This is a genomic window from Alkalicoccus daliensis (assembly GCF_900103955.1).
GTDB lineage: Bacteria > Bacillota > Bacilli > Bacillales > Salisediminibacteriaceae > Alkalicoccus > Alkalicoccus daliensis.
The window spans coordinates 1-12,177 of sequence record NZ_FNIL01000007.1 but is presented as its reverse complement, the minus strand read 5'-3'; the positions used below and the strand labels follow the sequence as shown (position 1 = coordinate 12,177).

General features: G+C 44.4%; 12 protein-coding genes, 15 tRNA genes and 1 rRNA gene. 3 read left to right on the top strand and 25 right to left on the bottom strand.

All coding sequences use genetic code 11. The annotated features are described in order from the left end of the window. Positions 1-473: 473 nt before the first annotated feature. Positions 474-656: a hypothetical protein gene (locus BLP92_RS11410; protein WP_090843085.1), complete on the top strand. Its 183-nt coding sequence runs from the start codon at positions 474-476 to the stop codon at positions 654-656. 41 nt (positions 657-697) lie between these two features. Here BLP92_RS11410 and BLP92_RS11405 read toward each other — a convergent pair whose 3' ends face one another. Further along, the gene (locus tag BLP92_RS11405; RefSeq protein ID WP_090843084.1) at positions 698-2,056 is read right to left on the bottom strand and encodes a glucose-6-phosphate isomerase; all 1,359 of its coding nucleotides are present in this window, start codon (positions 2,054-2,056) and stop codon (positions 698-700) included. Positions 2,057-2,289: 233 nt separating this feature from the next. Then, entirely contained in the window at positions 2,290-3,456 is a 1,167-nt protein-coding gene (locus BLP92_RS11400; protein WP_090843083.1) for an iron-containing alcohol dehydrogenase, read from the bottom strand. Between the two features lie 142 nt (positions 3,457-3,598). On the opposite strand from BLP92_RS11400, the gene BLP92_RS11395 reads away from it, so the two are divergent. Continuing rightward, positions 3,599-4,426, top strand: a complete 828-nt coding sequence (locus tag BLP92_RS11395) for a hypothetical protein (protein WP_090843082.1) — start codon at positions 3,599-3,601, stop codon at positions 4,424-4,426. Between the two features lie 112 nt (positions 4,427-4,538). On the opposite strand, the gene yugI is transcribed toward BLP92_RS11395, so the two are convergent. From yugI to BLP92_RS11360, 7 genes are all read right to left on the bottom strand, one after another. Beyond that, positions 4,539-4,970, bottom strand: coding sequence for a S1 domain-containing post-transcriptional regulator GSP13 (gene yugI, locus BLP92_RS11390; RefSeq protein ID WP_090843081.1), 432 nt, complete (start codon positions 4,968-4,970; stop codon positions 4,539-4,541). A gap of 75 nt (positions 4,971-5,045) precedes the next feature. Beyond that, positions 5,046-6,230, bottom strand: coding sequence for an aminotransferase (locus BLP92_RS11385; protein ID WP_090843080.1), 1,185 nt, complete (start codon positions 6,228-6,230; stop codon positions 5,046-5,048). Then, positions 6,227-6,724, bottom strand: coding sequence for an Lrp/AsnC family transcriptional regulator (locus BLP92_RS11380; protein ID WP_090843079.1), 498 nt, complete (start codon positions 6,722-6,724; stop codon positions 6,227-6,229). Before BLP92_RS11380 ends, BLP92_RS11385 begins: the two co-directional genes overlap by 4 nt. 78 nt (positions 6,725-6,802) lie before the next feature. Further along, entirely contained in the window at positions 6,803-7,579 is a 777-nt protein-coding gene (locus BLP92_RS11375) for an ABC transporter permease (protein WP_090843078.1), read from the bottom strand. Next, positions 7,576-8,472, bottom strand: a complete 897-nt coding sequence (locus BLP92_RS11370) for an ABC transporter ATP-binding protein (RefSeq protein ID WP_090843077.1) — start codon at positions 8,470-8,472, stop codon at positions 7,576-7,578. Before BLP92_RS11370 ends, BLP92_RS11375 begins: the two co-directional genes overlap by 4 nt. Next, entirely contained in the window at positions 8,469-8,675 is a 207-nt protein-coding gene (locus tag BLP92_RS18270; RefSeq protein ID WP_090843076.1) for a PLD nuclease N-terminal domain-containing protein, read from the bottom strand. The genes BLP92_RS11370 and BLP92_RS18270 overlap by 4 nt, the downstream gene beginning before the upstream one ends. Further along, positions 8,675-9,205 carry a helix-turn-helix domain-containing protein gene (locus tag BLP92_RS11360; RefSeq protein ID WP_175444269.1) on the bottom strand — a complete coding sequence of 177 codons (531 nt, stop codon included), beginning with the start codon at positions 9,203-9,205 and terminating at the stop codon, positions 8,675-8,677. The genes BLP92_RS18270 and BLP92_RS11360 overlap by 1 nt, the downstream gene beginning before the upstream one ends. Before the next feature lie 467 nt (positions 9,206-9,672). On the opposite strand from BLP92_RS11360, the gene BLP92_RS11350 reads away from it, so the two are divergent. Further along, positions 9,673-10,488: a DUF6612 family protein gene (locus BLP92_RS11350; protein ID WP_090843073.1), complete on the top strand. Its 816-nt coding sequence runs from the start codon at positions 9,673-9,675 to the stop codon at positions 10,486-10,488. Between the two features lie 58 nt (positions 10,489-10,546). Here the strand turns inward: BLP92_RS11350 and BLP92_RS11345 are convergent. From BLP92_RS11345 to rrf, 16 genes are all read right to left on the bottom strand, one after another. Next, a tRNA-Lys gene (locus BLP92_RS11345) sits at positions 10,547-10,622 on the bottom strand. 107 nt (positions 10,623-10,729) lie between these two features. Next, positions 10,730-10,804 (bottom strand) — tRNA-Glu (locus BLP92_RS11340). An 8-nt stretch (positions 10,805-10,812) separates the two neighbouring features. Further along, positions 10,813-10,887, bottom strand: a tRNA-Asn gene (locus BLP92_RS11335). A gap of 4 nt (positions 10,888-10,891) precedes the next feature. Further along, positions 10,892-10,968 (bottom strand) — tRNA-Ile (locus BLP92_RS11330). Between the two features lie 23 nt (positions 10,969-10,991). Next, positions 10,992-11,065: transfer RNA gene (locus tag BLP92_RS11325), tRNA-Gly, on the bottom strand. Positions 11,066-11,089: 24 nt separating this feature from the next. Further along, positions 11,090-11,166 (bottom strand) — tRNA-Arg (locus BLP92_RS11320). An 11-nt stretch (positions 11,167-11,177) separates the two neighbouring features. Continuing rightward, positions 11,178-11,252: transfer RNA gene (locus BLP92_RS11315), tRNA-Gly, on the bottom strand. A 14-nt stretch (positions 11,253-11,266) separates the two neighbouring features. Then, positions 11,267-11,341 (bottom strand) — tRNA-Gln (locus BLP92_RS11310). Between the two features lie 19 nt (positions 11,342-11,360). Further along, a tRNA-His gene (locus tag BLP92_RS11305) sits at positions 11,361-11,436 on the bottom strand. A 13-nt stretch (positions 11,437-11,449) separates the two neighbouring features. Beyond that, positions 11,450-11,523 (bottom strand) — tRNA-Trp (locus tag BLP92_RS11300). Between the two features lie 5 nt (positions 11,524-11,528). Next, a tRNA-Tyr gene (locus BLP92_RS11295) sits at positions 11,529-11,612 on the bottom strand. A gap of 49 nt (positions 11,613-11,661) precedes the next feature. Continuing rightward, positions 11,662-11,737, bottom strand: a tRNA-Asp gene (locus BLP92_RS11290). A 30-nt stretch (positions 11,738-11,767) separates the two neighbouring features. Further along, positions 11,768-11,860, bottom strand: a tRNA-Ser gene (locus BLP92_RS11285). Positions 11,861-11,869: 9 nt separating this feature from the next. Then, a tRNA-Met gene (locus tag BLP92_RS11280) sits at positions 11,870-11,946 on the bottom strand. A 24-nt stretch (positions 11,947-11,970) separates the two neighbouring features. Then, a tRNA-Ala gene (locus BLP92_RS11275) sits at positions 11,971-12,046 on the bottom strand. An 11-nt stretch (positions 12,047-12,057) separates the two neighbouring features. Beyond that, positions 12,058-12,174 (bottom strand): 5S ribosomal RNA (rrf, locus tag BLP92_RS11270). Positions 12,175-12,177 lie beyond the last annotated feature (3 nt).

The window sequence follows — 12,177 nt, the reverse complement described above, 5'->3', positions numbered from 1 at the left end:
TTTCATACGAAACGATAAACTAAACTGCGGGGTCTGAGGTCATTTATTATTTATTCACTCGGTCCATTGTAACACTCTTTTATGGACAATGTAGCTTATTCCGTCATTCGAGGATTTTTTACTTATTTTACCTTAATACTTTGAATAAATATTATCAAATAATTTTAGATTATTATTTTGAACGCAGTGAGTTTTTTTCTTTGCAGACGGATACTTCTTATGAGATCCTACTTTTACTGTGAATTGCTTCCAACGCCTATGGTACAGCAATTCCTTCTGTAAGACGCAAGTAATCCTTGCTGGATGAACCCCGAGGTAAAATAAAGTAAATTCGTGCAGAGAAGATTATGGGTTATTGGTATTAATTCCCTGATAAGGTATAATTATTTACATAACTTGTATTTCTCAGGACAATAAAGAAATTATATTTTACTCAACATCGCTATTTGAAAATGAACCAGGAGGAACTTACCATGGAATGGATTAATGCATTTTATCAACTGTTTGCCTTTGCAATCATGATCGGTATCTTTACAGGCGTAATTCTTTTTATCCGCAGCCAGATCCGCCGTACAAAACAGCTGGAACGCATGGAGCAGGAGATTTATTTATTAAGAAAAGCACAAAATGAAGATAAAACGGCTCCAGAAAAGTAAAAAGAGGCAGCCCCGATAATTTGGGAGCTGCCTCTTTTCCTTTACATATCTTTTAACCGCTGTTCCAGTTCTTTCTTTTCTTCTTCGAATCCCGGCTTTCCGAGAAGCGCAAACATATTTTTCTTGTATGCTTCCACCCCCGGCTGGTCGAATGGATTTACTCCTAAAAGATAGCCGCTGATCGCACATGCTTTTTCAAAGAAATAAATCATATAGCCGAAGTGATATTCATTCAACTCTGGAATTTCCACCACAAGGTTTGGTACTCCCCCATCCATGTGGGCAAGCATCGTACCCTCGTAGGCTTTATCATTCACGAAACTCATCGTTTCTCCTGCAAGATAATTCAGGCCGTCAAGGTCGCTTTCTCCCTTTTCCAGCGTAATTTCTTCGGTCGCCTTGTTCACATGCAGCACTGTTTCAAACATGCTGCGCCGGCCGTCCTGTACATACTGGCCGAGCGAATGAAGATCTGTAGAGAAATCAGCCGCTGCGGGGAAGAGTCCTTTTCCATCTTTTCCTTCACTTTCACCATACAGCTGCTTCCACCATTCACTAACATAGTGAAGTGATGGCTCATAGTTGACCATTAATTCTATCAGGTTTCCTTTATTGTAAAGCGCGTTTCTTACAGCAGCATACTGATAAGCTTCATTCTTCTTTAAATCCGGACTGCTGTAAGCTTCGCGGGCATCTGCTGCTCCCTGCATCATCTGTTCAATATTCAGTCCAGCTGCTGCGATAGGCAGCAGACCTACTGCTGTTAAAATTGAAAAACGGCCTCCTACATCATCCGGGATAATAAATGACTCATACCCTTCGTCTGACGCAAGCTGCTTCAGCGCACCTCTTGCTTTATCAGTAGTCGCGTAAATACGCTTGCGCGCTTCTTCCACTCCGTATTTCTTTTCCACATAATCCCGGAAAATACGAAAAGCGATTGCAGGTTCTGTAGTAGTACCCGACTTGGAGATAACATTAATAGAAACATCTTTCCCATCAATTACTTCAAGCAGATGCTTCACGTACGTAGAACTGATGTTATTACCTACGTAAAAAATCTGTGGTGTTTTTCTTTTCCCTCCATCAAGCTCATTATAAAAAGAGTGCGTTAAAGCATCAATGGCGGCACGAGCACCGAGGTAGGACCCGCCGATACCAATCACAAGCAGAACATCTGAATCTGACTGAATTTTTTGAGCTGATTTCTGAATGCGTGCAAATTCATCTTTGTCATAATTAACCGGTAAGTCAATCCATCCTAAAAAGTCATTTCCTGCACCTGTTCCTTCATGCAGTGCTTCATGTGCTGCTTTTACTCCAGGCTGCATATAATCTACTTCATGCGGAGCTAAGAACGATGCTGCTTTTGAATAGTCGAACGTAATCGTTTTGGCCATAATAATTCTCCTCCGTTTTGAAATCTAGGTACTCCACCTTTCACTTTATAAAAACAGGGCGCAACATGCAAGTCCATGTCCGGATGTAAACGCTGACAATTTAAAATTAATTATTACTTTTCTCTAAATACCCTATGTTTAACAAAAAACACGATATACAAACTATCCCCCTGGCAATAATACATCCAAGGGGGCGGTTAACTGTTTATTTCTTCTCTTGCTTCAGGATATTGCTATAGGGAAGCTTCCAGAATCTCCACGACATCTTTTTTGTTCAGCTTATTGAAGTTGCCAAATGAGCCATTAATCATCGCTTTATCCGCCATTACTTCAATCTGGGAATCATCAATATCATAATCAGCCAGCTTTGACGGCGCGCCGAGAGACTGCCAGAACTGCTCAAGCTTCTGGATGCCTTCTTCTGCAATTTCTTCGTCAGACTTACCAGCCGGAACCACTCCCCAGACACGGGTTGCAAGCTTCACGAGTTTTTCCTGGCCCATTTTGCGGTGATGGCGCATCCATTCCGGGAAAATGATTGCCAGTCCGCCTGCATGCGGAATATCATACACAGCAGAAACTGCATGCTCAATATTATGAGAAGCCCAGTCTCCTTTTGTTCCCATCTGCAGCGTACCGTTTAAAGCAATCGTGCCGGAATAAAGAATTGTTTCCCGTTTTTCCACATCCTCCAGGTTGTTAACAAGCCTTGGTGCTTCATCAATTACTGTACGCAGCACTGCTTCACACATGCGCTCCTGCAGCGGTGTGTTTTTCTGCTGATGAAAATACTGCTCAAGCACGTGCGTCATCATATCTACAATGCCGTACACCGTATGGTCTTTCGGCACAGAAATTGTATTCAACGGATCGAGAATGGAGAATTTCGGGAATACCAGCGGGCTGCCCCATCCGTATTTCTCATTGGTTTCCCAGTTCGTAATGACAGAGCCTGCATTCATTTCAGAGCCTGTTGCTGCAAGCGTAAGAATCGTTCCGAAAGGAAGTGCATCCTTCGGAGTTTCTTTCTTCGTTACAAGATCCCATACATCTCCATCATATTTAGCACCTGCCGCCATTGCTTTCGTTGCGTCAATTACGCTTCCTCCGCCTACGGCGAGGAGAACGTCCACTTGCTTGTCCTTTGCTTTCTCAATCCCCTTGCGCACTGTTTCAAGCTTCGGGTTTGGTTCCACTCCGGCTAATTCTTCTATTTCAAACTCATTTTCTTTTAATAAACTAATAACTTCATCGTACAAACCATTCTTTTTAATACTTCCTCCGCCATAAACGACCATCACTTTGCTGCCGAAAGGCTTCAGCTGCTGTACAAGCTGTTCCTGTACCTGGCCCTGGCCAAAAATAAGACGTGTCGGATTTTGATAAATAAAATTATCCATGCTGTATTCACTCCTCTATTAAATTCCTCTTCACGGTTTCCATTATTGCGTATCTACTGCAACTGATGCAAAGAAAGTGCTTTCTTCTATGTCTGGCACCTGTTGTTTTTCTATAGTAAACTAGTGCTGGAAGGAGGGTATAATGAGAAAACAATTACACCTCCCCTGCTTTTTAAGTATCACTATGCTGATAATCACTGCGTGTGGAAATAATACAGAAGATAACATTTTTCATCAACAAAGTTTAGATATTCAGGAGGATACGGAAGTGGGGAATACAATAGAGAAAGATTGGGAAGAGAGTTCCTTTGAGGACCAGATATTTAAATATGAAGCTCTTTATTCAGAGAATGATTATTACGGCGCCGAGGATGCGGAGGAGCCTTTCGTATTTTATGAAGGCAGCAGTGATACACCAGTGCTTATTACTGCACCGCATTCGGTGTATCATATGCGCGAGGAAGAGCCAAAGCCTGCAGAAGTTTACACCGCTGCACTTGCCCGTCTCCTGCACCACTACACGGGAGCTCACGTGCTGGCTGCTTCGCAGTACACTGAAGATCCTTCACACTATGACGATACAGCTTTTAAAGAGAAGCTTCGTTCTCTGGCCGGCGATTACCCTATTGCACTGATTATCGACCTGCATGGCGCAGGAAGGGAGCATGATTTTCATGTGGATATCGGTACCGGAGAAGGTGCAAATATAGATACGCATGCTGTATCTGTATTAGAAGAATATTTTTCGAAATTTGATATTCATCGAATAGAAACAGATCATACTTTTCCCGCAGTAAAGCCGGAAACAATCGCTGCTTTCAGCAGCCGGGAACTTCACATTTCAGCGATGCAGCTTGAAATACATCGCTCTCTGCGTGACCCAAGAAATGATCCGGAGGCGTTTTATCGATTAACTGCAGCTTTAAGCGAATATATTACTGCGCTGGAAAGAAGCCGCACAGACTCCTGAACCAACTCTTTACACATATGTAACCGCAAAAAACCGCTGCCCCGGAGGACAGCGGTTTTTTGATATGGAAGTGCCGGCAGAAGCCGGCGCTCATGAGAAAAAGACAGGAAACTTACTTCTTAATGCGTTTGTTTAGATCTGCTTGAATTTCGTTAGACTGCTTTAACCAATCCTTCAGCTTATCTTCAAGCGTGTTGAATCCCTGTGGCTGGCTCTGCTGCGCAGTATTCGTACGCTTCGGGCCGCCGCTTCCGCCTTGTCCGCCGCCGCTTGGACGTGGGCGCTCCTGGCGCTCCGGCTTCGGCTGTGTTTCTTTGATGGAAAGAGAAATCTTTCCGGATTCAGAATCGACAGAAAGGATTTTTACCTTTACAACGTCTCCTACAGAAAGCTCGTCATTAATGTCTTTCACATAGCCGTGAGCGATGTGGGAGATATGAACAAGCCCCTGCTTCTTTTCGTCTAACGCAACGAACGCACCAAATGGTTTGATTCCTGTAACTTTTCCTTCAACGATACTTCCAACTTCGTATTGACCTGACATGAAAACAACTCCTATATATTTTTTAACTGTGTAATTGTACCACGATTTCTCAAAAAAAACAAAAAGAAAACAATGTTAGTTTTTAAAGTTTTTTACGAAGGCTGCAATCCGCTCTACAGCTTCCTCTAATTGGCTCATGGAAGCAGCGTAGGAACAGCGGATATGTCCTTCTCCGCCTTCTCCAAATACGTGGCCCGGCACTACTGCAACACGCTGCTCAATTAACAGCTTCTCCGCAAATTCTTCAGAAGAAAGACCTGTTTCTCTAATCGATGGAAAAGCGTAAAAAGCGCCTCCCGGCGTATGGCAGGAAAGTCCGGCTTCCCGGAGCGACTTCACAAAATAGTTACGCCGCTGGCGGTAGCTTGCAATCATCTCTCCCATTTCCACCTGTCCATTTTCCATTGCTTCCAAGGCTGCGTACTGCGCCATGGTGGAAGCACACATCATCGCATACTGGTGAATCTTCAGCATAGATTTCGCATAAGCAGCCGGTGCGCAGACATAGCCGACACGCCACCCAGTCATTGCGAATGATTTGGAAAAACCGGAAATTAAAATCGTTCTTTCCCACATTCCCTCAATGGATGGAGTACTTACATGATCTTTATCGTAGGAAAGCTCTGCATAGATCTCATCAGACAAAACCACTAAATCATGTTCAATGACTACTTGCGCAAATGCCTCCAGTTCTTCTTTTCCCATTACTGCACCAGTCGGGTTATTAGGAAACGAGATCATGATTGCTCTCGTATTCGGTGTAATCCGCTCCTTAATATCATCTACATGTACCTGAAAATCATTTTCCATTTTCGTCGGAACAGAAACAGCTTTTCCACCCGCCAGTGATACAAGCGGGGCGTAGGAAACAAAGCACGGTTCCACCACGAGTACTTCATCTCCCGGGTCCACCACGCTTCTCAGTGCAATATCTATCCCCTCACTTGCTCCTACCGTTACAATTACTTCGTCCCCCGGGTCATACGTTACCCCGAATCTGCTGGACATGTAGGAGGCAATCGCCTCCCGCAGCTCAATTAACCCCGCATTTGCGGTATAGGAAGTCATTCCGCGCTCCAGGGAATGAATGCTCGCCTCACGGACGTTCCACGGGGTAGTATAATCGGGCTCTCCTACCCCGAGCGATATGATATTATCCATGGAAGAAGCTAAGTCAAAAAAGCGGCGTATGCCGGATGGTTTGATCCGTTCCACAGCCTGCGACAAGTGGACCTCATGTGTAGGTTTTGTCTTCGTCATGGGGAAACCACCATACGATGATCTTCATCATCTTCATCTATAAAAATAATGCCGTCGTGTTTATACTGTTTCAGCCGGAAGTGGGTAGTCGTAGAAATAACCGAATCCAGCGTTGATAATTTTTCGGATACGAAATTCGCAATTTCTGACATTGACCTGCCTTCAATTACTACTGAAAGATCGTAAGTGCCTGACATTAAATAGCATGCTTTCACTTCGCTGAACCGGTAAATCCGCTCCGCCACCTGATCAAAGCCTACTCCCCGCTGCGGAGTGACTTTTACGTCAATCATTGCCGTAACCATTTCCGTATCTACTGCCTTTGTCCAATCTATGATCGCAGAATAGCCAAGAATAATTTTCCGGCTTTCCAGATGATTAATCATCTTTTTTACTTCGTTTAACTGTACATCCAGCATTTTGGCAAGTTTTTCCGCGGGCATACGCCCTTCTTTTTCAATTAATAATAATAGTTCGCGTTCTTTTTCTGTCATGATGTTCCCTCCCTGCTGACCTTATTCTACACCACTCAGCGCCTTCCTTCTAGGTGTTGTGCAAAATAGTAAGAATTTTTAGGCGAGCTTTTGTTTTCGGAACAAAATGCAGGATAATATGGGAAATATAAGTATAGCCAAAATGGATACAGTCATGCTTCCGGCAAACAATTCCAGGGGTTCTCCTGTAACAAGCAAAGCATTACTGTGAAGCGCCAGCATCCCCGGGGAAAGCTGCAGCGTCTCTGGAAACATCGAGGCTGTCACATGAAGAAACAGAGCAGATGCAATTGTAAGAAAAGCTACGGCGCCGCTGCTTTTCATAAAAGAACTGAATAAAATCAGCAGTACAGCAATAAAAACCAGCCAAAGTAAAAACACAAGCGCCCCGGCGGTTATCTGTCCGGCAGGTACATTTCCGAAAAGAACGATAGTATAATAGGTACCGAACAGCATACCGGCAGCATAGGCGCCAGTACTGAAAAGAGCTGTATAAACAAGCTTCGCCAGTACAAATGATGCTATACTTACCGGTTTGGCAAGCACCATAATGTGCGTTTCCTGCTGACGTTCCGCTGTTAATATCCCCATGAAAGCCAGCACCAGAATAAGCACTCCTATCTGGTTAAACTGGCTGTGTACGGTAGTCAGCACTTCTGCAGCACCAGGCAGCGGCACCTCAAACACTGTGCCCTCCGGCAGGCCGCCCAGCGTTTCAAGGAGCGTATCCATATAATACGTTGTTAACGGCTGCATTGCTCCCAGCAGCATGAAAGCAACCGGAATCCAGATAACTTTGTAGCTCCGCAGAGCTTCCTTCCATTCTTTGATAAGCATTACCCAGAACTGTTTCATGATTCCATCACCTGCATAAACAGGTCCTCCAGTGAAACGGCCCCTGCTTCTATTTTTGTAAATGCTATATTTTCTTTGACTGCCGCCTCCAGTAATCCTTTTCTCGCTTCCTGAAGCGAAGTAACTTCGAGGCGGAGCCCGCTCTCAGAAGGAATTACGCTCCTGACCCAGGCAGCTTCTTTTATTTTATTGCCAAACGTTGTTAAATCCTCATACGCTTCCACTAAAAAAGCAGGCTGTTCATATTTCTGCTTTAAAGATTTGAGAGAGCCTTCCATAATAAGCCGGCCATTTTTCATCATATACACATCGTCACTTACAAGTTCAGCATCCCCCAGCACATGGGTAGAAAACAAAATAGACGTGTGTGCTTTAAGCTTTTGCAGCAGCTGCAGCACTTCTCTTCTGCCGATAGGATCAAGTGCAGAGACTGGTTCATCCAGAATTAGCAGTGCCGGCTCATTCACCAGTGCCTGCGCGATACCTAAACGCTGTTTCATTCCTCCTGAATATCCGCTGATTCTTTTATGCCGGGAATCACTGAGACCGGTAAGTGACAACAGTTCTTCCGCTTTAGATTTTGCTTTTTTGTGTGTAAGTCCACAGAGTTTTGCACTGTAGATCACATACTCTTCTCCGCTCATCCAAGTATAAAAGCTGGGAAACTGCGGCAGGTAGCCGATCACTTCCCTGCGGTCTTTTACTTTCATCTCCAGGGTTACACTTCCCTGATCTGCCGGCAGGAGTCCCGTAACAATAGAAAGCAAAGTTGTTTTTCCTGCGCCGTTCGGTCCCAGCAGCGCGGTGCAGCGATCCTTAGCAATATTCATTGAGACTCCATCGACTGCTTTTACATCACCAAACTGTTTGGAAATCTCCGTTATATTCATCATTTCTGGTTTCTATTCCTTCCAAAAATAAAATAAATAATAGGGCCCAAAAAATTTATAAATACAATTACTAAAATCCAGATCAGTCGTTTTTCCTTACTCATATCCTGTCGGATGCATGAAATAAGAGCTGATAAAGTGAGTATAAATCCCAGCAGTATAATCGGTGCAAACAGCTGATAGTCTATCTGATTAAGTTCTTCCATTATAAATCTCTCCCCTGTTTCTTTTCTGGAATAAATGCTGCCGCGAGCGTTCTTCTTCTGGCAGCAGTATCTCTTTTTGCTTCATACTTTTGCAGGAGCTGCACGTATTCCTGCTGAAATTCTTTGAAATCCTCTTCATCCAGAAACAGTTCTACCTGATGAAACCCAAATCCATCCGCTTCTGCATCTATGTTTCCAGATGTATAGTCTCCTACTAATTGAAGGAGGTGGATATGATACATCAAGAAAGCTTTCCGGAAATCTTCTCCTGACCATTCTGCAACGTCTCCTCCCCGAAAAGATGCCTTTTCTGCGTGGAGTACATATGTTTTTTCCAGAGCTCCGCGCACCTGTTTTTCTCCTTCTACACTGATAATTTCTGCCTTCTCCAGTATTCTTAGATGACGGTACATTGTTGCCTGGGCTGCATCGATTTCTTTCAGCATTTCCTGGGCCGTTCTCGGCTCTTTCATTAACATCTGAATAATTTTCATCCGAACCGGGTGCAGCACTGCTTCTTCTCTATTCATATAATCTCCTTTCTCAATTTTGATAATATTATCATATAATAGAATAAACATGAAATCTACTGTTTTTGAAACTTTTTTCTCTCAAATACGCTAAAATAATAGATGACTTCAAGTTTGTTGATTATCCATTTATCTAAATAAAATACATACAAGATGCGGTAATGCAGTATCTGCGGTTTCATTTTCTTCCCCAGCCATGGACAAAGCTTTCGGCTGAAAAACACCGGGGAGGTGACTTTCAGACTTTCTTTTTTCCACAGTTTAGAAAAGACAAATTGTGGGGAGAAGGACGATTCGAAAATCCGCCTGCCGAAAGATTCCCTCCCGGAAAGGGTCCTGCGGGATTACAGAGTCTTTCCATCATCCAGGTAAGCCCCCCCTTGTCGTTTTTGGATAGAAAAACAGGAGAGCAATTGGATAATCAACCTGTCTGAGGTGACTTAATTGAATTTGGAGGGGTACAATAAATGAAAAAAAAGATTGGTTTATCTATCTTTAGTCTGTTGCTGCTCTCAGCATGCACAGGAGGAAGCAGCTTATCGGCAGAAGAAATCCTGCAAAAATCGTCAGAAACTATGGAGGAATTAGCTTCTTATCAAATAACCAGCAGTGCAGAACAACAGATGACGTCTGCAGAAGAAGAGGACGTGTATGTAACTACCGAAACAATTATGCATCTTACGCAGCAGCCTTTAACCTTTAAAGAGGAAGCCTCCATTCAAATGACAGGCGGCGTGGATTCCCTTTCTTATACCTCCTATTTTCACGAAGAAGAAGGTTTGTTTATCGAAGACCCGATGCTCGGCGGATGGGTACAGCTGCCTGAAGAGCACCTGGAAGAAATTCTGGCGATGACGAATTCTCAGTTACATCCCGAAGAACAACTGCAACTGTTTCAGGAATATGTATCAGATGTCGAATTGGAAACCACGGAAGAAGATTATATTATCCATTTACAAGGGGAAACACTGGAACTCCAGGAAATTATGGAGCATCTGGGAGGAGCTGCTATGGAAAATTTTGATGAGATGATGGAAATGCTTGAAGAAGTAGAAATTAATTCTTTTGATTTTACTGCCCATATTGATAAAGAAAGCTATTACCAAAAAGAAGCTTCAATTATTCTGTCTCTGACTTTTACCGAAAATGGAGAAACAATGGATATGGAACAGACAACAGAAATGTCACTGAATAATTTTAATGAAATTGAAGAAATAACAATTCCCGAAGACGTTTTGAACAATGCGGAGAAGCTCGATGAAGGTATGGTTGGTACAGAGTGAACTGAAAAACAATAGAAAAAAGCCTTGATACCAATGTATCAAGGCGTGAATTTTAAAATGGTGAGCCATGGAGGATTCGAACCTCCGACCCTCTGATTAAAAGTCAGATGCTCTACCAACTGAGCTAATGGCTCTTATTTAATTGGCAAAAGAGGCGAATTTCTTCGTCACCTGCCGTCTCTCTCCTGTCACGCACACAAGTGCGCTCCGTCGTTCTTTCCTCAAACTTCTTTTTTGAAAATGGTGACCCGTACGGGATTCGAACCCGTGTTACCGCCGTGAAAGGGCGGTGTCTTAACCACTTGACCAACGGGCCTTAATAAATGGCTCCACAGGTAGGATTCGAACCTACGACCGATCGGTTAACAGCCGATAGCTCTACCACTGAGCTACTGTGGAATAATGGTGGGCCTGAGTGGACTCGAACCACCGACCTCACGCTTATCAGGCGTGCGCTCTAACCAGCTGAGCTACAGGCCCCCACCCAATAATTGCATAAAAAATGGAGCGGGTGATGGGAATCGAACCCACATCATCAGCTTGGAAGGCTGAGGTTTTACCACTAAACTACACCCGCGCAGTTAAAATATAAAGTTATGTATGGCGCGCCCGAGAGAAGTCGAATCCCTAACCTTCTGATCCGTAGTCAGACGCTCTATCCAATTGAGCTACGGGCGCCTATTAAAATCTGGAGCGGGAAACGGGATTCGAACCCGCGACCCCCACCTTGGCAAGGTGGTGCTCTACCACTGAGCTATTCCCGCTTAATATATAAAAATGGCAGGGCTAGCAGGATTCGAACCTGCGAGTCACGGAATCAAAATCCGATGCCTTACCGCTTGGCTATAGCCCTATCTTTAATATTAATTTTATGGGGCGGCTGATGGGAATCGAACCCACGAATGCCGGAATCACAATCCGGTGCGTTAACCACTTCGCCACAACCGCCACAATATGTAATTGGCAGGGGTAGCAGGAATCGAACCCACATCAAAGGTTTTGGAGACCTTCGTTTTACCATTAAACTATACCCCTAAAGATGGTGGAGGGGGACAGATTCGAACTGCCGAACCCGAAGGAGCGGATTTACAGTCCGCCGCGTTTAGCCACTTCGCTACCCCTCCATATTTTAATGTGCTTTAATAAAAATCTTTTCAGCTTCCACTGAAAAAATGGCGGTCCCGACGGGAATCGAACCCGCGATCTCCTGCGTGACAGGCAGGCATGTTAACCGCTACACCACGGGACCAGTATACAAAATATTCGTGTAAAAATCAAATGGAGGAGGAAGAGGGATTCGAACCCCCGCGGGCTTTGACACCCCTGTTGGTTTTCAAGACCAATCCCTTCAGCCAGACTTGGGTATTCCTCCGTATATAAATGGTAGCGGCGGAGGGGATCGAACCCCCGACCTCACGGGTATGAACCGTACGCTCTAGCCAGCTGAGCTACACCGCCAAAAACTATCATTAAATATAAATATGGTGGAGCCTAGCGGGATCGAACCGCTGACCTCCTGCGTGCAAAGCAGGCGCTCTCCCAGCTGAGCTAAGGCCCCATAATAATTCAACCTAGCAGCGTCCTACTTTCGCAGGGGGAGAGCCCCCAACTATCATTGGCGCTGGTGAGCTTAACTTCCGTGTTCGGCATGGGAACGGGTGTGACCTCACCGCTATCGCTACTAGATTG

Excerpts from the sequence above, each read along its gene's own strand:
- BLP92_RS11410 (WP_090843085.1), top strand. The coding sequence starts at position 474 with ATGGAATGGATTAATGCATTTTATCAACTGTTTGCCTTTGCAATCATG.
- BLP92_RS11405 (WP_090843084.1), bottom strand. The coding sequence starts at position 2,056 with ATGGCCAAAACGATTACGTTCGACTATTCAAAAGCAGCATCGTTCTTA.
- BLP92_RS11400 (WP_090843083.1), bottom strand. The coding sequence starts at position 3,456 with ATGGATAATTTTATTTATCAAAATCCGACACGTCTTATTTTTGGCCAG.
- BLP92_RS11395 (WP_090843082.1), top strand. The coding sequence starts at position 3,599 with ATGAGAAAACAATTACACCTCCCCTGCTTTTTAAGTATCACTATGCTG.
- yugI (WP_090843081.1), bottom strand. The coding sequence starts at position 4,970 with ATGTCAGGTCAATACGAAGTTGGAAGTATCGTTGAAGGAAAAGTTACA.
- BLP92_RS11385 (WP_090843080.1), bottom strand. The coding sequence starts at position 6,230 with ATGACGAAGACAAAACCTACACATGAGGTCCACTTGTCGCAGGCTGTG.
- BLP92_RS11380 (WP_090843079.1), bottom strand. The coding sequence starts at position 6,724 with ATGACAGAAAAAGAACGCGAACTATTATTATTAATTGAAAAAGAAGGG.
- BLP92_RS11375 (WP_090843078.1), bottom strand. The coding sequence starts at position 7,579 with ATGAAACAGTTCTGGGTAATGCTTATCAAAGAATGGAAGGAAGCTCTG.
- BLP92_RS11370 (WP_090843077.1), bottom strand. The coding sequence starts at position 8,472 with ATGATGAATATAACGGAGATTTCCAAACAGTTTGGTGATGTAAAAGCA.
- BLP92_RS18270 (WP_090843076.1), bottom strand. The coding sequence starts at position 8,675 with ATGGAAGAACTTAATCAGATAGACTATCAGCTGTTTGCACCGATTATA.
- BLP92_RS11360 (WP_175444269.1), bottom strand. The coding sequence starts at position 9,205 with ATGAATAGAGAAGAAGCAGTGCTGCACCCGGTTCGGATGAAAATTATT.
- BLP92_RS11350 (WP_090843073.1), top strand. The coding sequence starts at position 9,673 with ATGAAAAAAAAGATTGGTTTATCTATCTTTAGTCTGTTGCTGCTCTCA.